The sequence below is a fragment of the Georgenia ruanii genome, assembly GCF_009193175.1.
Lineage (GTDB): Bacteria > Actinomycetota > Actinomycetes > Actinomycetales > Actinomycetaceae > Georgenia > Georgenia ruanii.
Genome location: NZ_VUKE01000013.1, coordinates 105,819 through 127,032 on the forward strand (window position 1 = coordinate 105,819; position 21,214 = coordinate 127,032).

General features: G+C 76.7%; 21 protein-coding genes. 6 read left to right on the forward strand and 15 right to left on the reverse strand.

What is annotated here, in order from left to right:
• Window positions 1-133 precede the first annotated feature (133 nt).
• The 3 genes from GD880_RS13635 to rsmD are packed head-to-tail and all read right to left on the reverse strand — an operon-like array spanning window position 134 to window position 1,800.
• Window positions 134-643 (reverse strand): hypothetical protein, encoded by a 510-nt coding sequence (locus GD880_RS13635; RefSeq protein WP_152232162.1) that lies wholly within the window; start codon window positions 641-643, stop codon window positions 134-136.
• Window positions 640-1,134 carry a pantetheine-phosphate adenylyltransferase gene (coaD, locus tag GD880_RS13640; protein WP_152232163.1) on the reverse strand — a complete coding sequence of 165 codons (495 nt, stop codon included), beginning with the start codon at window positions 1,132-1,134 and terminating at the stop codon, window positions 640-642. Before coaD ends, GD880_RS13635 begins: the two co-directional genes overlap by 4 nt.
• A 33-nt stretch (window positions 1,135-1,167) precedes the next feature.
• On the reverse strand, window positions 1,168-1,800 hold the full coding sequence (gene rsmD, locus GD880_RS13645) for a 16S rRNA (guanine(966)-N(2))-methyltransferase RsmD (protein WP_152232164.1): 633 nt from the start codon (window positions 1,798-1,800) through the stop codon (window positions 1,168-1,170).
• A 220-nt stretch (window positions 1,801-2,020) separates the two neighbouring features.
• On the opposite strand from rsmD, the gene GD880_RS13650 reads away from it, so the two are divergent.
• Window positions 2,021-3,004, forward strand: a complete 984-nt coding sequence (locus tag GD880_RS13650) for an LLM class flavin-dependent oxidoreductase (RefSeq protein ID WP_152232165.1) — start codon at window positions 2,021-2,023, stop codon at window positions 3,002-3,004.
• 188 nt (window positions 3,005-3,192) lie between these two features.
• On the opposite strand, the gene GD880_RS13655 is transcribed toward GD880_RS13650, so the two are convergent.
• The 4 genes from GD880_RS13655 to GD880_RS13670 form a co-directional block, all read right to left on the reverse strand.
• A complete protein-coding gene (locus GD880_RS13655; protein ID WP_152232166.1) occupies window positions 3,193-4,719 on the reverse strand; it encodes a DUF6297 family protein in 1,527 nt (508 codons plus the stop codon).
• On the reverse strand, window positions 4,716-5,408 hold the full coding sequence (locus tag GD880_RS13660; protein ID WP_152232167.1) for an ABC transporter ATP-binding protein: 693 nt from the start codon (window positions 5,406-5,408) through the stop codon (window positions 4,716-4,718). The genes GD880_RS13655 and GD880_RS13660 overlap by 4 nt, the downstream gene beginning before the upstream one ends.
• Before the next feature lie 101 nt (window positions 5,409-5,509).
• Complete coding sequence (locus GD880_RS13665; protein WP_405002755.1) at window positions 5,510-7,807, reverse strand: ATP-dependent DNA helicase RecG; 2,298 nt, start codon at window positions 7,805-7,807, stop codon at window positions 5,510-5,512.
• Window positions 7,804-9,543 (reverse strand): DAK2 domain-containing protein, encoded by a 1,740-nt coding sequence (locus tag GD880_RS13670; protein ID WP_152232168.1) that lies wholly within the window; start codon window positions 9,541-9,543, stop codon window positions 7,804-7,806. The genes GD880_RS13665 and GD880_RS13670 overlap by 4 nt, the downstream gene beginning before the upstream one ends.
• Before the next feature lie 257 nt (window positions 9,544-9,800).
• Between GD880_RS13670 and rpmB the strand changes: the two genes are divergently transcribed.
• Window positions 9,801-9,992 carry a 50S ribosomal protein L28 gene (gene rpmB, locus GD880_RS13675; protein WP_152204798.1) on the forward strand — a complete coding sequence of 64 codons (192 nt, stop codon included), beginning with the start codon at window positions 9,801-9,803 and terminating at the stop codon, window positions 9,990-9,992.
• Between the two features lie 143 nt (window positions 9,993-10,135).
• Here rpmB and GD880_RS13680 read toward each other — a convergent pair whose 3' ends face one another.
• Window positions 10,136-11,134: an adenosine deaminase gene (locus tag GD880_RS13680; RefSeq protein WP_152232169.1), complete on the reverse strand. Its 999-nt coding sequence runs from the start codon at window positions 11,132-11,134 to the stop codon at window positions 10,136-10,138.
• Window positions 11,135-11,195: 61 nt separating this feature from the next.
• On the opposite strand from GD880_RS13680, the gene GD880_RS13685 reads away from it, so the two are divergent.
• Entirely contained in the window at window positions 11,196-11,468 is a 273-nt protein-coding gene (locus tag GD880_RS13685; RefSeq protein ID WP_152232170.1) for a DUF2277 domain-containing protein, read from the forward strand.
• A gap of 52 nt (window positions 11,469-11,520) precedes the next feature.
• Here GD880_RS13685 and GD880_RS13690 read toward each other — a convergent pair whose 3' ends face one another.
• Window positions 11,521-12,510 (reverse strand): thiamine-phosphate kinase, encoded by a 990-nt coding sequence (locus GD880_RS13690; protein WP_152232171.1) that lies wholly within the window; start codon window positions 12,508-12,510, stop codon window positions 11,521-11,523.
• A 203-nt stretch (window positions 12,511-12,713) separates the two neighbouring features.
• On the opposite strand from GD880_RS13690, the gene GD880_RS13695 reads away from it, so the two are divergent.
• Entirely contained in the window at window positions 12,714-13,235 is a 522-nt protein-coding gene (locus tag GD880_RS13695; RefSeq protein WP_226909656.1) for a DUF3515 family protein, read from the forward strand.
• A 36-nt stretch (window positions 13,236-13,271) separates the two neighbouring features.
• Here GD880_RS13695 and GD880_RS13700 read toward each other — a convergent pair whose 3' ends face one another.
• Entirely contained in the window at window positions 13,272-14,483 is a 1,212-nt protein-coding gene (locus GD880_RS13700; RefSeq protein WP_152232172.1) for a D-alanine--D-alanine ligase family protein, read from the reverse strand.
• 68 nt (window positions 14,484-14,551) lie between these two features.
• Between GD880_RS13700 and GD880_RS13705 the strand changes: the two genes are divergently transcribed.
• Together GD880_RS13705 and GD880_RS13710 are read left to right on the forward strand one after the other, a co-directional pair.
• Entirely contained in the window at window positions 14,552-15,718 is a 1,167-nt protein-coding gene (locus tag GD880_RS13705; protein ID WP_226909657.1) for a trans-sulfuration enzyme family protein, read from the forward strand.
• Window positions 15,719-15,917: 199 nt separating this feature from the next.
• A complete protein-coding gene (locus GD880_RS13710; protein WP_152232173.1) occupies window positions 15,918-16,586 on the forward strand; it encodes an AMIN-like domain-containing (lipo)protein in 669 nt (222 codons plus the stop codon).
• 22 nt (window positions 16,587-16,608) lie between these two features.
• On the opposite strand, the gene GD880_RS13715 is transcribed toward GD880_RS13710, so the two are convergent.
• The 5 genes from GD880_RS13715 to murA form a co-directional block, all read right to left on the reverse strand.
• Window positions 16,609-16,815, reverse strand: a complete 207-nt coding sequence (locus GD880_RS13715; RefSeq protein WP_152232174.1) for a dodecin — start codon at window positions 16,813-16,815, stop codon at window positions 16,609-16,611.
• 184 nt (window positions 16,816-16,999) lie between these two features.
• Window positions 17,000-18,049 carry an NAD(P)H-dependent glycerol-3-phosphate dehydrogenase gene (locus GD880_RS13720; protein WP_152232175.1) on the reverse strand — a complete coding sequence of 350 codons (1,050 nt, stop codon included), beginning with the start codon at window positions 18,047-18,049 and terminating at the stop codon, window positions 17,000-17,002.
• On the reverse strand, window positions 18,046-18,777 hold the full coding sequence (locus tag GD880_RS13725; RefSeq protein WP_452176746.1) for a lysophospholipid acyltransferase family protein: 732 nt from the start codon (window positions 18,775-18,777) through the stop codon (window positions 18,046-18,048). The genes GD880_RS13720 and GD880_RS13725 overlap by 4 nt, the downstream gene beginning before the upstream one ends.
• Before the next feature lie 82 nt (window positions 18,778-18,859).
• Window positions 18,860-19,366 (reverse strand): mycothiol transferase, encoded by a 507-nt coding sequence (locus GD880_RS13730; protein ID WP_152232177.1) that lies wholly within the window; start codon window positions 19,364-19,366, stop codon window positions 18,860-18,862.
• Between the two features lie 206 nt (window positions 19,367-19,572).
• Complete coding sequence (gene murA / locus GD880_RS13735; RefSeq protein ID WP_152232178.1) at window positions 19,573-20,916, reverse strand: UDP-N-acetylglucosamine 1-carboxyvinyltransferase; 1,344 nt, start codon at window positions 20,914-20,916, stop codon at window positions 19,573-19,575.
• Window positions 20,917-21,214: the final 298 nt, after the last annotated feature.

Here is a 21,214-nt window from a genome sequence, read left to right on the forward strand (position 1 = left end):
TGGGGTCGCCCGGTGGGGGCGCCGGCCGGGTGGTCGCCGGCCGCGGCGCGCCCGTGGTCGGGACCGGCCTTCGATGCTACCCGCGCCCCGGCGCGGGCAGCGTGCGTGCTCCCTCTGGGCGAACGCCGGGGTGCTACCCCTGCCCGCCCGGCGAACGGTCGCCGCGGGCGGCCAGCGCCTCGCGCCCGGCGCGCACCTGGGCGGTGATCGCGCCGAGGTCGATCTCGAACTGGGCGAGCCGGCGGTCGCAGTAGTCGTCGGCGTCGGCGGCGAGCTTGGCCGCCTGCTCCTCGGCCTCGGCGACGATCCGCTCGGCGCGCTCGTTGGCCAGCGCCACCACCCGCTCGCCGGCGACGAGCCGCTCGGCCTCCGCCTCGGCGTCGGCGACGATCCGCTCGGCCTGCTCGCGGGCGCGCCGCAGGACGGCGTCGGCGTCGGCCACGATGTCGTCCGCGGCGTGGATCTCCGCGGGCACGACGGCGCGGGCGGCGTCGAGCAGGTCGAGCGCCTCGGCCTTGTTGACCAGCACTGAGGCGGACATCGGCATCGCCCGGGCGCGCTCGAGCATCGCGGCGAGCTCGTCGAGGATGGAGATCAGCGAGGCGCCGTCGTCGGCGCGCTGCTGCGTGGTGGGTGCCGTCATCTCTGTTCTCCTGCGGGTGTGGACAGGGCCTGGTGCAGCGCGGCGGCGACGGCGGGCGGCACGAGGTCGTCGATGGGGCCGCCGTGGCCGGCGACGTCCTTGACCATGGACGAGGCGATGTGCCCGAGGGTGGGGTCCCCCATGACGAAGACCGTCTCGATGCCCACCAGGTGGCGGTTCATCAGCGCCATCGCCTGCTCGGAGTCGAAGTCGGCGGCGCCGCGCAGGCCCTTGACGATCGCCACCGCGCCCACGTCGGCGCAGTAGCGCGCGAGCAGGCCGTCGACGAGCTCGACGCGCACCCCGGGCAGGTCCGCGAGCGCGGCGCGCGCCAGGGCCACGCGCTGCTCCGCGTCGAAGAGGTACCGCTTGGCGGGGTTGTGCGCGACGACGACCACCACCTCGTCGAACATCGCGCGGGCCCGGCGGACCACGTCGACGTGCCCGTAGGTGATGGGGTCGAACGAGCCCGGGCAGACGGCCAGGCTCATGCCGGTCCTTCCTCGCTGCGCATGGCCGACACGTTAGCCCCGGTTCTCCACGGCCTCGGCGAACCACACCGCGGTGTCGCCGTAGCCGCGGTCGTCGACCGGGGCGAGGCCGGCCGGCCAGGTGGGCTCGGGGCTGCGCTTGGAGCGCTCGACGACGACGACGGCGTCCGGGGCCAGCCACCCGGCGCCGGCCGTGCCGGCGGCGCCGGCGGGCGGCGCAGTCCCCGCCGTGCCGGCGTCCCCGGCGAGGAGGGCGAGGACGGCGGCGAGGTCCTCCTCGGTGACGTCGTAGGGCGGGTCGAGCAGGACCAGGTCCGCCGGTGCGGTGCCCGCCGGGGGCGGGGCGGCGAGGTAGGTGTGCACCTTCGCGGCGACGACGTCGACCCGCTCGCCCAGCCCCAGGGCCCCGGCGTTGCGGCGGCACAGCTGGGCGGCGGCCTTGGCGGACTCGACGAGGGTGACCCGGGCGGCCCCGCGCGAGGCGGCCTCGAGACCGAGCGCCCCGGAGCCGGCGTAGAGGTCGAGCACGCGCGCGCCGCTCACGACCCCGAGGTGCTCGAGGCGGGAGAACAGCGCCTCGCGGACGCGCTCGGAGGTGGGGCGGGTCCCGTTGCGCGGCACCTGGAGGGTGCGCCCGCCGGCGCTCCCGGCGACGATCCTGGTCACGGGGCCAGCGTAGACAGCCGCCGGCGCGGGCCCCGACCCGGGCGGGCGCGGGCCCTGCCCGGGGCCTCAGCGGGACCCGACCCGGCCGGGCCGTCGCGACCTCACCCAGGGCCCGGGGTGACACCTCCGACATCCCGGCCGCTCCGCGCACGACGTACGGTGGGGATAGGTCATCCTGCCGTCCGCAAGGCGGCGTCGCCGTCGTCCCCGAGGGAGCGCCATGCCCGTCCCCCTGTCCATCCTCGACCTGGCCACCATCGCCCCCGGCGGCTCAGCCGCCGACACCTTCGCCGCCAGCGTCGACCTCGCCCGGCACGCCGAGCGGTGGGGGTACACGCGGTACTGGTTCGCCGAGCACCACAACATGCCGAGCATCGCCTCCTCCGCGACGAGCGTGCTCATCGGGCACATCGCCGGGGCGACGAGCACGATCCGGGTGGGCGCCGGCGGCGTCATGCTGCCCAACCACTCCCCGCTGGTCATCGCCGAGCAGTTCGGCACGCTGGCCAGCCTCTACCCCGGCCGCATCGACCTGGGGCTGGGCCGCGCCCCGGGCGGGGACCCCAACGTCATGGTCGCCCTGCGCCGCGACCGGGCGTCCGCCGAGCGCTTCCCGCAGGACGTCGTCGAGCTGCAGGCACTGCTCGGGGACCCGGCGCCGCACCAGCTGGTCCGCGCCATCCCCGGCGAGGGCACCCGGGTGCCGCTGATCATCCTCGGCTCCTCCCTGTTCGGGGCGAAGCTGGCTGCGGCCCTCGGCCTGCCGTACTCGTTCGCCTCGCACTTCGCGCCCGCCGCGCTCGAGGACGCGGTGCGGGCCTACCGCCGCGAGTACCGGCCCTCCGAGGACCACCCGGAGCCGTACGTCATCGCCGCGATGAACGTCTTCGCCGCGGACACCGACGCGGCGGCGCAGGCGGTGTTCGAGGACACGCTGCGCCAGCGCGTCATCGGGCTGGTCCGCCCCGGGGCGTCGGTCTCGCCGCAGGACGCCGACGCGCTGCTCGCCTCCCCCGCCGGCCAGCAGGTGCGCCAGATGCTGCGCCACTCCGCGGTGGGCACCCCCGAGAAGGTCCGCGCCCGGGTGGCGGAGTTCGCCCAGCACGCCGACGCGGACGAGCTCATCATCGCCACCTCGGCCGCCCCGGCGCAGCGGCTGCGCTCGTACGAGCTGCTCGCCCGGGCCTGGGAGCTGACCGGCTGATCAGCGCCGGCCGACGCCGGTGTGCTCCCGGCCGGCGGGCGCAGCGTCTCGCGCAACCCGCCGCGCGGTCGGCGCCCTTGCGGAAACGCGCCACAAAGTCGGCCCGCCACCCTCCGGGCGCGCATCGGGGACGGCGTGTCGTCGGCGTGTCGCTCAGGTGGCGCCGGACTTTGCGGCGCGATCCGCGACTAGGTCGCCGCCCGGCCCGGCCGGGCCGCGACCGCCACGGCGATGACGGCGAGCACCGCCTGGGCGGCGAGCAGCGCCGGCGGCACCGCGCCCAGCAGCAGCGCGACGAGCACCGGGATGGCGCCGAGGCTCGCGATGTCGGGGCCCTTGGCCACCACGGAGGTCATGCCTGGCGGCAGCGCGCCCATGGGCGTGTGGACCAGGGGGCCGGAGAAGTCCGGCAGCGGCCGGTAGGCCGCCCGCACCACCGCCGCCGCCCACACCGGCGCCCCAAGCACGCCGAGGACCAGCCACGACCCCGCGTCGCCGTACCGCCATCCCAGGGCTGCGAAGACCACCAGCGACCACGCCACCAGCACCCCGGTCGGCACCGCCAGGCGCAGCAGGCGGACGTGCTTCTGGGCCAGCGGGAGCAGGGCGTCCAGCGCCGGGGCGACGTGGGCCTGGCGAGCGCCGTCCGCCGTCGCCAGGGCCGCGACGTAGGCCCCGACCACGAGCAGGACGATGGTGACCACGGGGACGGGCTGGGGAACGGCGAGCGCGAGCAGCGGCAGGCACGCGGCCGCGAGCAGCTGGACCAGGTGGCGCGGGCTGCGGGCCAGCAGCAGGGCGTCGGCGGTGACCAGCGCGGCCGCGGCGCGGCGGCGCACCGGGACCCGGACGAGCCACCGCATGGGCGATGAGCGGGCCCGGGCCGCCGGCGCGGCGGCCTGCCCCAGCGCCCGGCCGAGGGCGCGGGTGTCGAGGGCGAGCAGCGCGCCCAGTGCCTCGCCCGCCGCGGCGCCCCGCTCGCGCACGACGGCGTCGCGCAGGCGCCCGAGCCGGGCGTCCAGGCTCAGGGCGGCGGCCACCGCGAGCGCGACGACGGCGGCCGCGAGGGCCGGCAGCGCGGTGGGCAGCCGCGGCGCGGCGGGGGCGGCCACGGCCAGGAGCAGGCCGAGGACCGGCACGGCCGCGACGAGCAGGTCCGCCGCGCGGCGGGCGCGCCGGTGGGCCGCGGCGGAGACCTGCGCCAGCGCGGTGGCCAGCACCGCGACGACCGCCGCCGCCGCGCCGAGCACGGCCGCCGCCGCCAGCGCGCCGGCGCCCAGCCGCGGCCGGACGACGAGGGCGACCGCCGCCCCGAGCAGCGCCCCGGGCACGACGGCGAGCAGGGGCCAGCGCGCGGCGGCGGGGCGGAGCAGGGAGCGCCGGTCCACCGGCAGCGGCAGCCACCAGCGGGCCTGCGGGCCCGACAGTGCGACCGGCCCGAGCCGGGCGGCGAGCCCGGCGAGCCCGCCGAGCGCCGCGACGGCGGCGAGCACCGCCAGCCACCCGGGGGCCAGGGCGACGCCGGCGCTGACCGTCGGGGGCGCCGCGGCGAGCTCGGCCCCGAGGTGCGTGGCCGCCGTCAGGGCGACCGCCACCGTCATGACGAGCGCCAGCGCCGCGGTGTAGACGTCGGCGAGCAGGTCGGTGACGCTGCCCGCGGCGCGGCCGCCCGTGCGGAGCCGGGTCCAGCGGCGTACCGCCCGCCCGGTCCTCACAGCCGCGCGACGGCGTCCGCGCCGTCGGCGGCCGCGAGCAGGCGCACCGCCTCCTCGGTGATCAGGAGCACCGCGGTGGCCACCCGGGCGACGAGGCCGGGGTCGTGGGTGGCGAGGAGCACCGCCCCGCCGCTCTCGCGCTCCTCGACCAGCCGCCCGGCCAGGTGCGCGCGCATCCGGGTATCGAGGCGCTGCTCGGGCTCGTCGAGCAGCAGCAGCGAGCGCGGCCGGCTGAACGCGGCCGCCAGCAGCAGGCGGCGCCGCTGCCCGGAGGACAGCGCCTGGGGCAGCGCGTCGGCGCGGGCGGTGAGCCCGAACTCCTCGAGCAGGTCCTCGACGACGTCGGGCGCCTCGGCGACGCCGTGGCCCAGGCAGGTCAGCAGCAGGTGCTCGCGGGCGGTGAGCGCGGGGAAGAACACGTCGTCGCCCAGGTCGGCGGCCACCGCGGCGCGAAACTCCGCGCTGCGCTCGTCCACCGGCCGGCCGAGCACCTCGACGCGGCCTTTGACCGGCTCGAGCTGCCCGGCGACGGTGCGCAACAGGGTGGACTTGCCCGTGCCGTTGGCGCCGACGACGGCGAGGACCTGCCCCGCGCGCACGGTGAAGGTCAGCGGTGGGCACACGGCGGCGCCGTAGCCGACGGCGAGTCCGGCGGCGCGCACGAGCGGCTGGGCCGCGGCACGGGTCACGCCGACGAGCCTAGGCGCCGTGGCCGGGGCGCCCTCCGCCGCCCCGCCGGACGGGGCGGCGGCCTGCCGGACGGGGCGGCGGCCCAGGCGGCGGCTCCGGCTCAGAAGCGCTGGAGGTACTCCGCCGTCTCCTCGTCGAGGCTCTCGGCGAGGACCTCGGCGAGGTCGGGCTCGGTGGTCAGGGCGGGGTCGCGGGCGACGAGCTCGCGGGCGGCGGCCCGGGCGTCGGCGATGATGTCGAGGTCCTTGGTCACCCGCAGCAGCCGCAGCGAAGAGCCCCGGCCGGCCTGCGCGGCGCCGAGGATGTCGCCCTCCCGGCGCTGCTCCAGGTCGAGCTCGGCGAGGCGGAAGCCGTCCGTGGTGCCGGCGAAGGCCTCGACGCGCTCGATCGCCCGGGAGCCCGGCTCGGCGGTGGTCACCGCCAGGCACACCCCGGGCTTGGCGCCGCGCCCGATGCGCCCGCGCAGCTGGTGCAGCTGGGACAGGCCGAAGCGGTCGGCGTCGAGGATGACCATCACCGTCGCCTCGGGCACGTCCACGCCCACCTCGATGACCGTGGTGGACACCAGCACCGGGGCCGCGCCGCCGGCGAAGGCGGCCATGGCTGCGTCCTTGGCCTCGGTGCTCAGCCGGCCGTGCATCTCCCCGACCGTCACCCCCTCGAGCGCCCGCTCCTGGCGCAGCAGGGCCGCGACGTCCTCCACCGCGGCCAGGGCCGGGCGGGCCGGCGCCGGCTCGCCGCCGGTCGCGACCAGGTCGCCGGTGTCGGGCAGGTCGTCGAGGAGGTCGGCGTCCTCGGTGCCCTGCTCGGCCTCGGTGGCGCTGATCCGGGGGCACACGACGTAGGCGCGGCCGCCGGCGTCGACCTCCTCGCGGATGCGTTGCCACACCCGCTGGATCCACGCCGGCTTCGACGCGGGCACGACGACGGTCTCGACCCCGGCGCGCCCGGCGGGCAGCTCGCTGAGGGTGGAGGTCTCCAGGTCCCCGAAGCTCGTCATCGCCACGGTGCGCGGGATCGGCGTGGCCGTCATGACGAGCAGGTGCGGGGTGCCGTCGGCCTTGGCCCGCAGTGCGTCGCGCTGCTCGACGCCGAAGCGGTGCTGCTCGTCGATGACGACCAGGCCCAGGTCGGCGAACTGGACGTTCTCGCTGAGCAGGGCGTGGGTGCCGATGACGATGCCCGCCTCGCCCGAGGCCGCCGCGGCCAGGGCCTTGCGCCGGGCGGTGGCGCCGAGCGAGCCGGTCAGCAGGGTCACCCGGGTGGCCTCCTCCGCCCCGCCGAGCATCCCGGCCTCGGCCAGCGGGCCGAGCAGCGCCGTGATGGTGCGCAGGTGCTGCTGGGCGAGGACCTCGGTCGGGGCCAGCAGCGCGGCCTGCCCGCCGGCGTCGACCACCTGGAGCATGGCGCGCAGCGCGACGACGGTCTTGCCCGACCCGACCTCGCCCTGGAGCAGCCGCTGCATGGGCAGGGGCCGGGCGAGCTCGTCCTCGAGGACGTCGCCGACCTCGCGCTGGCCGGCGGTGAGGGTGAAGGGCAGGCGGGCGTCGAAGGCGTCGCGGATCCCCCCGGCGCGGGCCGGGCGGGCGGTGGCGGGCTGGGCCAGCATGGCGGAGCGGCGCTGGGCCAGCGCCGTCTGCAGCACGAACGCCTCCTCGTGCCGCAGGCGCAGGTGGGCGCGGGCGATGTCGGTGGTGCTGTGCGGCTCGTGCACCAGCTGCAGCGCCGGCAGGGCACCGACCAGGTGGTGGGTCTCGCGGTAGGCGGCGGGCAGCGGCTCGGGCACGTCGGGCGCCTGCTGCGCCCCGAGCACGGTGCGCACGGCGGTCGCGATCCGCCAGCTGGCGATGGCGGCGCTGGCGGGGTAGATGGGCACCGGCCAGTCGATCTTCTGCACCGCCTCGAACTCGTCGTCGAGGTCCTCGAAGGTCTCGTAGTCGGGGTGGGTCAGCTGCCGCGACCCGCGGTAGGCGCTGACGGTGCCGGTGAACATGCCGGTCGTGCCGGGACGGAGGCGCTTCTCGTGGCCCTGCAGCGGGCCGGTGCGCTTGCCGAAGAACGTCAGCTGCAGCTCGGCGCGCCCGTCCGTGATGGTGACGTTGAGGATGGCCCCGTTGCGGTTGCGCATGGGCCGCACCCCGCCGTTCTTCGCCACCCGGGCGATGACGGTGACGTGCTCGTCGAGCCGCAGGTGCGCCAGGTCGGTGAGCTTGCCGCGGTCGCCGTAGCGGCGCGGGTAGTAGCGCAGCAGCTCGCCGGTGGTGCGCGGGCCCAGCTTCTCCAGCGCCTCGGCGGTCTTGGGCCCGACCGCCTTGCTCAGCGGCGTGGACAGCCGGCCCCGCCGGTCCCCCGCCACCGCCGGCACGTGCCGGCTCCCGCGCACGACTCGCTCGCTCACTCCACCCCCACCAGCACGGCCGGGGCGCTCTGCCCGCCCCGGACGACGACGACCTCGACCTGCGGCGCCACCCGGGCGACCGTCTCACGCAGCTGCTCGGCGACCTCGTCGTCGGCGCCGGCGCCGAGCAGGGCGGTGACCAGCTCGTCGGCCGGCCCGAGCTCGCCGGCGAGCCGGGCCACCGCGGCGTCCGCGTCGAGCGCCACGGTGCGCACCCGCCGCGCGGCCTGCTCGGCGAGCGCCGGCAGCAGGGCCCCCGCCGCGGGCGCGCCGGGTCCGGAGACCTCCACCGCCGCGGCGAGCACGTGCAGCTCGTTGCGGGTGGCGGCCACGGTCATCTCCTGGCGCCCGCCCAGGTGCGGCGCGCCGCGGCCCTCGGCGGCCCGGGCGGCGGCCCGCGCCGTCGTCGCCGCGGCCTCGTCGCACGGCAGCACGAGGACGTGGGGCGCGCCGGTGTCGGCGGCGGCGCGCAGCAGCCCGGCCGGGTCGGCGGGCGGGTCCAGGACGACGACGGCGCCGGTGCGGGCCAGCGGTTCGAGCAAGCCCGGCGCCCGGGTGCAGGCGACCACCCCGGTGATCGCCGCCGACGCGGCGGTCACCTCGGGGGCTGCCGGGTCCGCGGCCGTGGCCGGGGTCTCCGGTGACGCCGAGCCCGCGGGCGCGGCCGGGTTCTCGGGCGCGTGGCCGTGTTCGGGCCGGGCCAGCCCGGTGAGCAGCGGGCGCAGGTAGCGCACGCAGACCTGGTCCATGACGGCCGGCTCGGCCAGCGCCGTCAGCGGGGCGTCGGTGTGGACGTGGACCTGCCACACGCCCGCACCGGTGGCGTCGGCCGCGCCGACCACCGCGACGGAGTGGCCGGTGCGGGCCAGGGTCGCGCGCAGGGCGGCGGCGCGGGCGGCGTCCGCGCGCAGGAGGTACATGACCTCGAAGTCGCCCGCGGCGTCGTCGGTGTCCACCGCGGCGTCGGCGAGAGGCGTACCGACAGCGGTGCCGGAGCCGCCACCTGCGGCGTCGGGGCTGGTCCGGCCGCGGGCGGGTGGGTCGGCAGCGGCCGCGTCGGGAGCAGCCGCACCGAGCCCGGCCAGCAGGGCCCCGACGGCGTCGGCCCGGTGGGTGCCGGTATCCCCCTCGCCGGCCACGATGTCGACGAGCGCGCCGAGCAGCACGACGTAGCCGGCGGCGCCGGCGTCGAGGGCCGCTCCGTGGGCGCCACCGGTGGCGGCGAGCGCGTCGCGGGCGGCGCGGGAGGCCGCCGCGACGGTGGCGGCGAGGTCGCCGTCGTCCGCCGCGGCCCGGGCGGCCCCGGCCGCGGCCCGGGCGACGGTGAGGATGGTGCCCTCCACCGGGTGCACCATCGCCGCGCGGGCCTGCGCGTCAGCGGCCGTCAGGGCGCGGGCGAGCAGCGCCGGCGAGGCCTCGTCGGCGCCGGCGAAGGTCTCCGCCAGCGCCTGCAGGCACTGACCGACGATGACGCCGGAGTTGCCGCGGGCGCCGAGCAGGGCGCCGTCGGCGGCGGCCCGGGTCAGCGTGGCCAGGTCCGCGGCCGGGTCGAGCTCGCCCACGGCCTCGGCGGCCCCGGACAGGGTGAGGACGAGGTTGGTGCCGGTGTCGGCGTCGGGGACGGGGAAGAGGTTGAGCCTGTCGACCTGGCGGCGCACGAGCAGCAGCGACCGCAGCGCGTGCTCGAACCACGCCCGCACCGCGGCGGCGTCGAGCACGGCAAGCGGCGTGGACACGGGGCCTCCTGGTGTGGCGATACGGTTCTCCCGCAGGCTAGTCGCCCGCACCGACACGCCACCTCCGCCGGCCCCCCGGCTGTGGTGGACGCCACGGCGCCCCGCGGGGCCGGACGGTTGGGCGGCGGCGACGCTCTCGGGTACTCTGTTCAGGTTGCCCGTCCCGAGCAGGTCCCGCCTGCGTCCTCACGGGCCTTAAGAACCTCAGTGTGCGGCCGCCCGGTCGTGCACGCAGCGAGAAGATCAGGAGAACGACCGTGGCTGCCACCTGCGACGTCTGCGGCAAGCGCCCGAGCTTCGGCAAGAGCGTCTCGCACTCCCACGTGCGGACCAGCCGCCGTTGGAACCCGAACATCCAGCGCGTGCGCGCCCTCGTCAACGGCGCGCCCAAGCGCGTCAACGTGTGCACCTCGTGCCTCAAGGCCGACAAGGTCGTCCGCGCCGTCTGACGCACCCCGCACCACGCCAAGGGCCGCGCACCGAGGTGCGCGGCCCTTGGCGTCCCGGTGGCGACCCCCGGGTGGGCGTCCGGCGCGGCGCGCCGGTCCGGCGGCGCGCATGCGCGCCCCCGCCGCGCGCCGCGCAGCCGCCCTCAGCCCTGGTGCGCCAGCTGCGCCTCGCGCCACGCGGTGACCTCGGCGGCCAGCTCGGCCCGCCGGGCGTCGTCGACGAAGGCGGCCTCCACGCCGTTGCGGGCCAGGGTGGTCAGCTCGTCCAGGGACAGGCCCAGCACGTCGGTGAGCTGGCGGACGTTCTCGTCGACGTACCCGCCGAAGTAGGCGGGGTCGTCGGAGTTGATCGTCACGACCAGCCCGCGCTCGAGCATGCGGCGCAGCGGGTACTCCGCCAGGTTGTCGAGCACGCGCAGGCGCACGTTCGACAGCGGGCAGAGCGTCAGCGGCACCCGCTCGGCCACGAGGCGGTCCACCAGCGCGTCGTCCTCCAGGGCGCGGATGCCGTGGTCGACCCGCTCGACGCCGAGCACGTCGAGGACCTCCCGGACGTTGGCCGCCGGCCCCTCCTCCCCCGCGTGCGCGACGCGGCGCAGCCCGTGCGCCCGGGCCAGGTCGTAGACCGGCTTGAACGGCGCGGCCGGGCCGACCTCGCTCGAGCACAGCCCGACGCCGAGCAGCGGGACGTCGAGGCGGAGGATCTCCTCCAGCGACCTCAGCGCGTCCTCGGCGGGCAGGTGCCGCAGGAACGTCACGATCAGCCCGGTGGAGATGCCGAACTCCCGCTCGGAGGCGGCCAGCGCCTCGCTCACCCCGCCGAGGGCGACCTCGGCCGGCACCCCGCGGGAGGTGTGGGCCTGGATGTCGAAGAAGACCTCGGCGTGGCGCACGCCGGCCCGCCGTGCCCGGGCGAGATAGGCCCGGGTGAGGTCGGCGAAGTCCTGCTCGTGGCGCAGCACCGCCATGTTGGCGTAGTAGAGGTCCAGGAAGTTCTGGAGCCCGGTGAACTCGTAGCGGCGGCGCAGCTCCTCGATGTCGCCGTAGGGCAGGGTGATCCCGTTGCGCTCGGCGACGGCGAAGATCAGCTCGGGCTCGAAGGTCCCCTCCAGGTGGAGGTGGAGCTCGACGGTGGGCATCATCCCGACAGTATGGACCGTCGAGGGGCTGCGGGGCCCCCACCCGCCACCCTAGATTGACGCCATGTGCCGCAACATCCGGACCCTGCACAACTTCGAACCTGCCGCGAACGACGACGAGGTGCACGCGGCGGCGCTGCAGTATGTCCGCAAGATCAGCGGGAGCACCCGCCCGTCCCAGGCCAACCGCGAGGCCTTCGACCGCGCCGTGGAGGAGATCGCGCACATCACCCGCCACCTCCTCGACGACCTCGTCACCTCGGCGCCGCCGCGCAACCGCGAGGTCGAGGCGGCGCGGGCCCGGGCCCGCGCCGAGAAGCGCTTCGCCCCGGCCTGACCGGCGGCGTAGCGGGCCCTGACCGGCGGCGTAGTGGGCCCCGCCCAGGCGGTCAGGGCCGGAAGTGGTCCCATCCCGGCGTGACGTCGGGCACCGCGCCGGCCACGGTCACCGTGCCCGCCGGGAGCTCCGCCGTCGGGGCACTCACGCGGCCCAGCGCGACGAACCCGTCGGGCAGCGTGGTCCCGGCCGGGAAGGTCGCGAGCATGCCGTGGTCCTCGCCCCCGCTGAGCAGCCAGTCCACGGGCTCGACGCCCAGGCGGGCGGCGGCGTCGGCCACCTGCGCGACCGCGCCGGGCACCGTCTCCTCCAGCGGGCCGAGCTCGAGCACGACCCCCGAGGCGCGGGCGAGGCGCCGGCCGTCGCGCAGCAGGCCGTCGGAGACGTCCATCATCGCGCTCGCTCCGGCGCGGGCGGCGGCGGGGCCGGCCGCGAGCGCCGGGCGGGGGCGCAGGAAGTCGGTGATGAGCTCTTCGTCCGCGCCCCCGCGGCGCCCGGAGGCCAGCAGCGCGTAGCCGGCGGCGCTGCGCCCCAACCGGCCGCTGTGGGCGACGACGTCGCCGGGCCGCGCGCCCGACCGCAGCACCGGGGCGCGCCCACCGAGATCCCCGTGGACGGTGACGGCGACGACGAGCTGCTCCCCGGCGGAGAGGTCCCCGCCGTCGACGCCGACGCCCAGCGGCGCGCACGCCTCGCCCATGCCGCGGCAGAAGTCGTGCAACCAGGCCACCGGGGTGGCCGGCGGCAGCACCAGGGCGACGACCATCGCGGTCGGCTCGGCCCCCATGCCGGCGATGTCGGAGAGGTTCTGCATCGCCGCGCGCCAGCCGACGTCGGCGCCCGAGCTCCAGTCGAGGCGGAAGTGGTGGCCGGCCACGAGCACGTCCGTGGAGACGCAGAAGCGCCCGTCCGGCGCGGCGACGACGGCGGCGTCGTCGCCGTTGGGCACGAGGGTGCGGCCCCCGCGTGGCAGCAGCGGGAGGAAGGAGGCGATGAGCTCGTCCTCGCTGAGGTCGGCGACTACGTCGGCAGGTACGGTCACCCGTCCACGGTAGCCGCCGGAGTGCGCGGGGCGCCCCGGACGGGGCGGGCCGATCCAGGACACCGCGCCCTGACAAGCGCGCGCCGGTGGCCCGGCCGGCGCCCGACCACCGGGCCGGGCGACGCCCGACGGCCGGACCGACGCTTGGCGGCGGCCCTCGGCCTCGCACCGGGCTGTCCGGCGGGCCGACGTACAGTGGCTCCGTGCCCCACCGACGCCTTCTCGTGCTGTCCCTTGTCGCCGGCGCCGGACTCCTGGCCGGGTGCGGCGCGCCGGCCGTCACCCTCGCGCCTGGCGTGGCGGCCGCCGATCCGGTGTGCGCGCGGGTGCTGCAGGCGACCCCCGACCGGCTGGGCGCCCTCGAGCGCCGGTCGACCAGCGCGCAGGCCACCACCGCCTGGGGCGCGGACCCGGCCGTCACGCTGCGCTGCGGCGTCGCGCCGACGGGCCCGACCACGGACCGGTGCGTCAACGTCGAGCGGCCCGACGGGACGTCGGTGGACTGGATCCAGCTCGAGTCCGACGACCCCAACTACCCCGCCAACGCGGCCGAGGGCGCGGGCGCGTGGGCGTTCGTGACCTACGGGCGCGTCCCGGCGGTGGAGGTGGTCGTGCCCGCCGAGCACGTCACCGGCCAGCCGACCGCCTTCCTCGTCGACCTCGCCCCGGCCGCGGAGGTGGTCCCGGCGCAACGGGCCTGCGTGGGCGTGGGGGACGTGCCGTAGCGAGCGCGGCCGCCCGGCACCCGGGCGGCCGGACTCCTACCGCAGGCCCGCGTCGCGCTCCCGCGCGAGCTGGATGAGCTCGTCGATGAGCTCCGGGTAGCTCAGCCCCGTCTTCTCCCACAGCAGCGGGTACATCGAGAACGGCGTGAAGCCGGGCATGGTGTTGACCTCGTTGATGATCACCCGCCGCCCGTCGTAGAAGAAGTCGACCCGGGCCAGGCCCTCGCAGCCCAGCGCGTCGAAGGCGTCGGCGGCCAGGGCGCGCACCTGGGCGGCGACGTCCTCGGGCAGGTCGGCCGGTGCCGCCATGGTCAGCGGCGCGGTGTCGAGGTACTTCGTCTCGTAGTCGTAGAAGCCTGAGGCGGGGGCGTCCAGGACGATCTCGCCGGGGACCGTGGTGCGCGGGGCGTCGTCGCCGTGGCCCTCGAGCACCGCGCACTCGATCTCCCGGCCGTCGATGCCGGCCTCGACGATGACCTTGGGGTCGTGACGCTGGGCCTCGGCGATCGCGGCCTCGAGGTCCTCGGGCCGCTCGACCTTGCTGATGCCCAGCGACGAGCCGGCGCGGGCGGGCTTGACGAACACCGGGAAGCCGAGGGAGGCCGCGGCGTCGAGCGCGCGGGCCTTGTCGGTGCGCCAGGTGCGCGGGGTGATGACGGTGTAGGGCCCCACCGGCAGGCCGTGCCCGGCGAGGATGACCTTCATGTAGTGCTTGTCCATGCCCGCCGCGGACGCGAGGACGCCGGAGCCGACGTAGCGCACCCCGGCCATCTCCAGCAGGCCCTGGAGCGTGCCGTCCTCACCGAAGGGTCCGTGCAGCAGCGGCATCACGACGTCGACCGCGCCCAGCTCCCGGGGCACCTGCCCGGGCTCGGCCACGACCAGCCCGCCGGAGCGCTCGCCCAGCGGCACGAGCACCTGGGCGTCGGCCGCGCTGACCTCGGCGCGCCCGCCCTCCAGGCGGGCCGGGTCGTCAGCGACGAGGACCCACTCCCCCGCCCGGGTGATGCCGATGGGCAGCACGTCGTACCGGTCCCGGTCGATGGCCCGCAGCACGCCCGCCGCCGTGGCGCAGCTCACCGGGTGCTCGCCGCTGCGCCCACCGAAGACGACGGCGACGCGCACCTTGCCGCCGGACGGGCCGGCCGCAGGAGTGGGGGCGGGGCCGGCGGCCGGGGTGGGGGCGGGGGCGGCGGCCGGGCCCACGGGGGCGGCGCCGTCGGGGGCGGTCTCGGGTGCGGTGTTCATCGCCAGCGAGCGTACCTGCCGCCGGACGCCCCGCCCCGGCATCGCCCGACCGGCCTACCCTGAGGCGCGTGACCGACACCCAGTCCCGCCCGCACACCGGCCTGTCCCCCGCCACGCTGGCCGTCGCCGCCGGCCGGCCGCCGCGCGAGCAGGGCGCGCCGGTCAACCCGCCGGTCGTGCTGACGAGCACGTACGTCTCGACCGGCGTGCCGGGGCCGGAGAAGCTCTACGCCCGCTACGACACCGAGACCTGGCAGCCCCTGGAGGAGGCGGTCGGCCAGCTCGAGGCGGCCGACCTGCCCGCACTCGTCTTCGCCTCCGGGATGGCGGCCATCGACGCCGTGCTGCACCTGGCCACGCCGGGCACCGCCATCGTGGCCCCGCGCCACGCCTACCTCGCCACGCTGACCGCCGCCCACGAGCTCACCGCCCGGGAGGGCGGGGTGGTGCGCGAGGTCGACATCGCCGACACCGACGCCGTCATCGCCGCGCTCGCCCCCGAGGACGGTCCGGCCGCCTCGCTGCTGTGGATCGAGACGCCGACCAACCCGATGCTCGAGGTCGCCGATGTCCCCGCGCTCGCCGCCGCCGCCAGCGCCGCCGGCGTGCTCACCGTGGTGGACAACACCTTCGCGACGCCGCTGGCGCAGCGTCCGCTCGCCCAGGGCGCCGACGTCGTGGTGCACTCGGTGACGAAGTATCTCGCCGGCCACTCCGACCTCGTCATGGGCGCGGCGGTGACCTCCGACCCCGAGCTGCGCGCGCGGATCCACGCCCGCCGCACCACCGGCGGCGCGATCGCCGGGCCATGGGAGACCTGGCTCGCGCTGCGCGGGCTGCGCACCCTGGCGCTGCGCGTCGAGCGCTCCCAGGCCTCCGCGCTCGAGCTGGCCCGGCGCCTCGCCGACCACCCGCTCGTGGCGGAGGTGCAGCACCCCGGGCTGCCCACCCATCCCCAGCACGAGCGGGCGGCCGCGGTGATGGACGGTTTCGGCTCGATCATCACGCTGCGCCCGCGCGGCGGCGCCGAGGCGGCCGACGCCCTCACCCGCGCGGTGGCCCTGTGGGTGCCGGCGACCAGCCTGGGCGGGGTGGAGTCCAGCCTCGAGCGGCGACGGCGGCTCCCGGCCGAGGCGCCGACCGTGCCGGTGGACCTGCTGCGCCTCAGCGTCGGGATCGAGGACGTCGAGGACCTGTGGGCGGACCTCGACCAGGCGCTGCGCGCGACGGCGTAGCCGCCGGGGTGCCACGCGCCCCGGCACAGCCTTCAAAGGTGCCCACGCACGACGGCGCAGCCACCGCGGCGCCGCGTGCGACGGCGCAGCCGCCCCGGTCACAGATGTGCATCGACACGGCCCGCCTGCCAGGTCCGCGACGCCCCTCGCCCTAGGGTGGTCGCGGCGGCACCGGCCGCCCCGACGTGACGGAGGAGCCATGAGAAGAGCGCCGCAAGTGATCCTGGCCGCCACCGCCGCCCTGGTGACCCTGGCCGCGTGCTCGTCCGGCGGGCAGCAGGCGACGCGCACGGCCGGGACGACGAGCCCCTCCGCGGCGCCCGAGACCTCGGCCCCCGCCGAGACGCCCAGCGCGACCCCGAGCGAGACGCCCCAGCCCGCCGACGCGGCCGACGAGGCCGACGACCCGGGCTCCGGGGCGCCCTTCGGCACCGAGCCGCAGAGCTCGGCCGACTGGCCCGGGTCCAGCGGCGACCTGCTGCCGGTGGGGGTGCGGGTCGGGGCGCACGACGGCTACGAGCGCGTCGTGTTCGACCTCGAGGGCGCCGACACGCCCGGCTGGCGGGTGGAGTACGTCGACAGCGCCATCACCGAGGGCAAGGGCGACGAGATCGACGTCGACGGCGACGCCGTCCTCCAGGTGGTCCTCACCGGCTTCCGCTACCCGGAGTCGAGCGAGACCGGCAAGCTCGCCCGGGGCGCCTACGCCGCCAAGGGCGCCGAGGCGATCGACGAGGTATACGTCGCGGGCATCTTCGAGGGGCAGAACCAGGCGTTCATCGGCCTCGACGAGCAGGTGCCCTTCCGCGTGTTCCACCTCGCCAACCCCGCCCGGGTCGTCGTGGACGTGCAGACCGGCCGCGGCTGACGACCCGCGCGCTCCAAGCCGCTCAGTCCAGCTTGAACCCGACCTTGAGGGTCACCTGGACGTGCGCGACCTGGCCCTCCTCGATGTGCCCGCGCACCTCCACCACCTCGAACCAGTCCAGCCCGTGGAGCGTCTCGGCCGCCTTGCCGATGGCCCCGCGGATCGCGTCGTCGACGCTGGTGGCCGACGTGCCGACGATCTCGGTGACCTTGTAGACGTTCTCCGCCATGGGGACCTCCAGCTCTCGGGGACGCGAGCCCCCAGCCTCCCGTGGGCGCCGCAGGGCGGCAACCGCAGCCGCGGCGCCCTGAGGGGTCGTCGGTCGCGCTCGTGCCCGACGGCGGGTGAGCCAGGGGTGCTCGTGCCCGACGGCGGGGTGGGTCAGGCGCGCTCGTGCCCGACGGCGGGGTGGGTCAGGCGCGCTCGTGCTTGAGCGGGCGGTCGAGCAGCATCCGGGTCATCTCCGCCACCGGCAGCCCCTCGTGCAGCACCGCCACCACCGCCTCGGTGATGGGCATGTCCACGCCGTGGCGGCGGGCGAGGTCGAGCACCGAGCGGCACGACTTCACGCCCTCGGCCGTCCCGCCGGTCAGCCGGATGGCCTCCTCGAGGCTGCGGCCGGCACCGAGGTGCGCCCCCAGGGTGTGGTTGCGCGAGAGCGGCGAGGCGCAGGTGGCGACCAGGTCGCCCATCCCGGCCAGGCCCGCGAACGTCGCCGGCCGGGCGCCCAGCGCCGCCCCTAGGCGGCTGATCTCCGCCAGCCCGCGGGTGATGAGGGTGGCCTTGGTGTTGTCGCCGTACCCGCGCCCCTGCGCCATGCCGACGGCGAGGGCGATGACGTTCTTCACCGCGCCGCCCAGCTCGACGCCGACGACGTCGGTCTCGATGTAGGGCCGGAAGTAGGGGGCGGCGCAGGCCCGGGCCACGACCTTGGCCACCTCGGGGTCCTCGGCCGCGACGACCCCGCCGGCCGGCTGGTGGGCGACGATCTCCTTGGCGAGGTTGGGCCCGGAGACCACGGCCACCCGCTCCGGCGCGACGCCGAGCGTCGCCGCGAGCACCTGGCTCATCCGCAGGTCGGTGCCCAGCTCCACGCCCTTCATGAGCGAGACGACGACGACGTCGGGGCGCAGGGTCCCGCCGAGCGGCGCGAGCGCCCGGCGCACCGACTGCGCCGGGATCGCGACGACGACGACGTCGGCGCCCGCCACGGCGCCCGCCAGGTCGGTGGTCGCGGTGAGGGAGGCCGGGAGCGCGGCGCCGGGGAGGTTCTTGGTGTTGCGGTGCGTCGAGGCGATCTCCTCCACGACGTCCGCGCTGCGCCCCCACAGGCGCACCGCGCAGCCGGCGTCGGCGAGCACGGCGGCGAAGGTCGTGCCCCACGCGCCCGTGCCCAGGACGGTGGCCCGCAGCCGCGTCCCGCCGCCCGGTCCCGCCGCCGGTGCCGGGGTGCCCGCGGTCATCGGCGACCCCCTCGCAGGCGCGCGAGCCGCCCGCGCCGTCCCGCCCGCCGAGCGGCCCGCGCGCCGTCGGCGGTGGCCCGCGGGTCGCCGTCGCGGCGCACGTCGTAGGCACGGGCCGGCGGCGCCTCGCCGCGGATGTCGGCGAGCTGGCCGGTGAGGGCGGCCATGATCCGGCGGGTGGCCTCCTGCAAGGTCTGCTGGTCCGGCTCGCCGCCGTAGAGGTCGTCGAGGTCGACCGGCGGGCCGGCGACGACGGTCACGGGCTTGCGGGGGAACGGCCGGAAGCGGCTGGTGTAGGGCGGGAGCACGAAGTGGGCGCCCCACTGCGCGATGGGGATGACCGGGACGCGGGTGCGCAGCGCCAGGCGCGCGACCCCCGTCTTGCCCGTCATCGGCCACATCGCGGGGTCGCGGGTGAGCGTGCCCTCGGGGAACACGGCCACGCACTCCCCCTGCGCCAGCGCCGCCTCGGCGGCCACGAGCGCGTCGGCGGCGCGGGCGGTGCCGCGGTAGACCGGGATCTGGTCGGCGCCGCGCAGCAGCGCGCCGAGCACCGGGACCTCGAACAGCGAGGACTTGGCGAGGAACTTCGGCGCGGCGCCCTGGTCGTAGAGGTAGTGCGCGAAGGTCAGCGGGTCGAGGTTGGAGACGTGGTTGCCCACGGCGAGGAAGCCGCCGTCGGGCAGGTGCTCCCCGCCCCGCCAGGTCCGGGTGGTCATCGCCCGCATCGTCGGTCGGAGGACACGGGCGAGGAACCGGTAGATACCGGACTGCTTGCGTACCTGCACGCCCCCGATGGTAGTCGGGGGCTCAGGACCGCTCGTACAGGCCACGGACATAGGCGGCCTGCCCGAGGTGCTGGAGGTCGTCGGCGACGATGCTCACCAGCCGCACGCCCAGCGAGACCGGCGGGTCCCACCGCTCGTCGACGATCCGGTCGAGGTCCTCCTCGGCCAGGGTGCTGAGGAACTCCACGGTGCGCCGGTGCACCGCGCCGAGGTAGCCGCGCAGCTCCGCCGCGCTCGCACGCACCGCGCCGACCTCCTCGGCGCTCTGCCCGTACCCGGTGGCCGTGGCGTCGAACGGCAGCGCGAAGCGCTCGGCCCAGCCGTCCGCGGTCCACGCCTCCTCGGTGCCGGCCGCGTCGGCGATCTGGGCGTCCTGGCCGCGGGAGAGGTGCCAGACCAGCCAGGCGATGCTGTTGGCCTGGGCGTCCGGGCGGGCGGTGAGCCCGGCCTCGTCCAGCCCGTCCAGGATCCGGTCGACGCCGTCGGGCACGCGAGAGTAGGCCTCGATGAGCAGCTCAGCGGTGTTCATGGCCCCAGTGTGGCCGGACGTGGCCGGCTCCGCAGGGCGATGACGCCGGCCCGCACGCCCGGCCCGCACGCCGCACTGCCCCGCCGCGCGCGCCCGCTCTCGGCGACCGCACCCGTTCGCGAGGGCGGGTCGTGCACCGCGCGCCGATGCCGCGAGCACCCGCGCCGGGCGCGAGCGACGGCGGCAGGGCGCGCGGTGCACCGCGATCAGACGAGCGCGACCTGGCCCTGGGCCTCGGCGAGGGAGACCTTCGCGCCCAGCGCCTCGAGCTTGTCCATGAAGTTCTCGTAGCCGCGGTTGATGATGTCGATGCCGCGCACCCGCGAGACGCCCTCGGCGGCCAGCGCGGCGATGAGGTGGGAGAACCCGCCGCGCAGGTCCGGCACCTCGATGTCGGCCGCCCGCAGCGGGGTCGGCCCGGAGATGACGGCCGAGTGGTTGAAGTTGCGCTGATCGAACCGGCACTCCAGGCCGCCGAGGCACTCCCGGTAGATCTGGATGGTCGCACCCATGCCGCGCAGCGCGTCGGTGAAGCCGAAGCGGTTCTCGTAGACCGTCTCGTGCACGATCGACAGCCCGGTGGCCTGGGTCAGCGCCACGACGAGGGGCTGCTGCCAGTCGGTCATGAAGCCGGGGTGGACGTCCGTCTCGAGGACGATCGAGCGCAGCTCCCCGCCCGGGTGCCAGAAGCGGATGCCGTCCGCGCGCACGTCGAACGCGCCGCCGACCTTCCGGAAGGTGTTGAGGAAGGTCATCATCTCGGGCTGGGTGGCGCCCTTGACGAACACGTCGCCGCGGGTCGCCAGCGCCGCGGAGGCCCACGAGCCCGCCTCGATGCGGTCGGCCAGGGCGGTGTGCCGGAAGCCCTGGAGGCGGTCGACACCCTCGATGCGGATGGTGCGGTCGGTGTCGACGGAGATGATCGCGCCCATCTTCTGCAGGACGGCGATGAGATCCATGATCTCCGGCTCGATGGCCGCGTTGGACAGCTCGGTGAGCCCCTGGGCGCGCACGGCCGTGAGCAGGGTCTGCTCGGTGGCGCCCACGCTGGGGTAGGGCAGGTGGATCTGGGTGCCGCGCAGCCCGCCCGGGGCGGAGATGTGGATGCCCTGGACGCGCTTGTCCACCACCGCGCCGAACTGGCGCAGGATGTTGAGGTGGTAGTCGATCGGCCGGTCGCCGATGCGGCAGCCGCCGAGGTCCGGGATGAACGCCTCGCCCAGGCGGTGGAGCAGCGGACCGCAGAACAGGATCGGGATGCGGCTGGAGCCCGCGTAGGCGTCGATGTCGGCGACGTGGGCGGCCTCGACGTTGCGCGGGTCGAGCGCGATCACGCCGGCCTGCGGGTCGTGCTCGACCGACACGCCGTGCAGGCCGAGGAGGTTGGCCACCACCTCGACGTCACGGATCTGGGGGACGTTGCGCAGCTCGGAAGCCTCCTCGCCGAGGAGGGAGGCCACCATCGCCTTGGAGACGAAGTTCTTCGCCCCGCGCACGGTGATCTCGCCCTGCAGGGGCGTGCCACCCTCGACCGTCAGGAGCCCGCTCATACACACCTCACAGCTCCGGACAGCGGAGCGTAGATTCGAAGCGGACCAGGCTGGTCCGCGACCGTCAGGATACGTGGCGCGTCCTCGCGCCCGGGACCCCCAGCTCGTGTCGGCTCGACCACAACGGCGGGAGCCCCTCGCCCGGATCCCGCGGCGGGATCAATTCTGCGTCGCCCGGGCCCGCGCGTCCTGCGCGCGGGCGTGTCGGCGGGTCGGCGTGTCTCAGATGCTGACGGAGGCTGCCGGGCTCCGACGGCCCGGGGCCGTGCCAGGACGCACGACGGCCCGGTCCGTCGCC

Bases quoted from the DNA above. Each gene is read 5' to 3' on its own strand.
- GD880_RS13635 (WP_152232162.1), bottom strand. From the start codon at position 643: ATGACGGCACCCACCACGCAGCAGCGCGCCGACGACGGCGCCTCGCTG.
- coaD (WP_152232163.1), bottom strand. From the start codon at position 1,134: ATGAGCCTGGCCGTCTGCCCGGGCTCGTTCGACCCCATCACCTACGGG.
- GD880_RS13650 (WP_152232165.1), top strand. From the start codon at position 2,021: ATGCCCGTCCCCCTGTCCATCCTCGACCTGGCCACCATCGCCCCCGGC.
- GD880_RS13680 (WP_152232169.1), bottom strand. From the start codon at position 11,134: ATGATGCCCACCGTCGAGCTCCACCTCCACCTGGAGGGGACCTTCGAG.
- GD880_RS13685 (WP_152232170.1), top strand. From the start codon at position 11,196: ATGTGCCGCAACATCCGGACCCTGCACAACTTCGAACCTGCCGCGAAC.
- GD880_RS13700 (WP_152232172.1), bottom strand. From the start codon at position 14,483: ATGAACACCGCACCCGAGACCGCCCCCGACGGCGCCGCCCCCGTGGGC.
- GD880_RS13710 (WP_152232173.1), top strand. From the start codon at position 15,918: ATGAGAAGAGCGCCGCAAGTGATCCTGGCCGCCACCGCCGCCCTGGTG.
- GD880_RS13715 (WP_152232174.1), bottom strand. From the start codon at position 16,815: ATGGCGGAGAACGTCTACAAGGTCACCGAGATCGTCGGCACGTCGGCC.
- GD880_RS13720 (WP_152232175.1), bottom strand. From the start codon at position 18,049: ATGACCGCGGGCACCCCGGCACCGGCGGCGGGACCGGGCGGCGGGACG.
- GD880_RS13725 (WP_452176746.1), bottom strand. From the start codon at position 18,777: ATGCGGGCGATGACCACCCGGACCTGGCGGGGCGGGGAGCACCTGCCC.
- GD880_RS13730 (WP_152232177.1), bottom strand. From the start codon at position 19,366: ATGAACACCGCTGAGCTGCTCATCGAGGCCTACTCTCGCGTGCCCGAC.
- murA (WP_152232178.1), bottom strand. From the start codon at position 20,916: ATGAGCGGGCTCCTGACGGTCGAGGGTGGCACGCCCCTGCAGGGCGAG.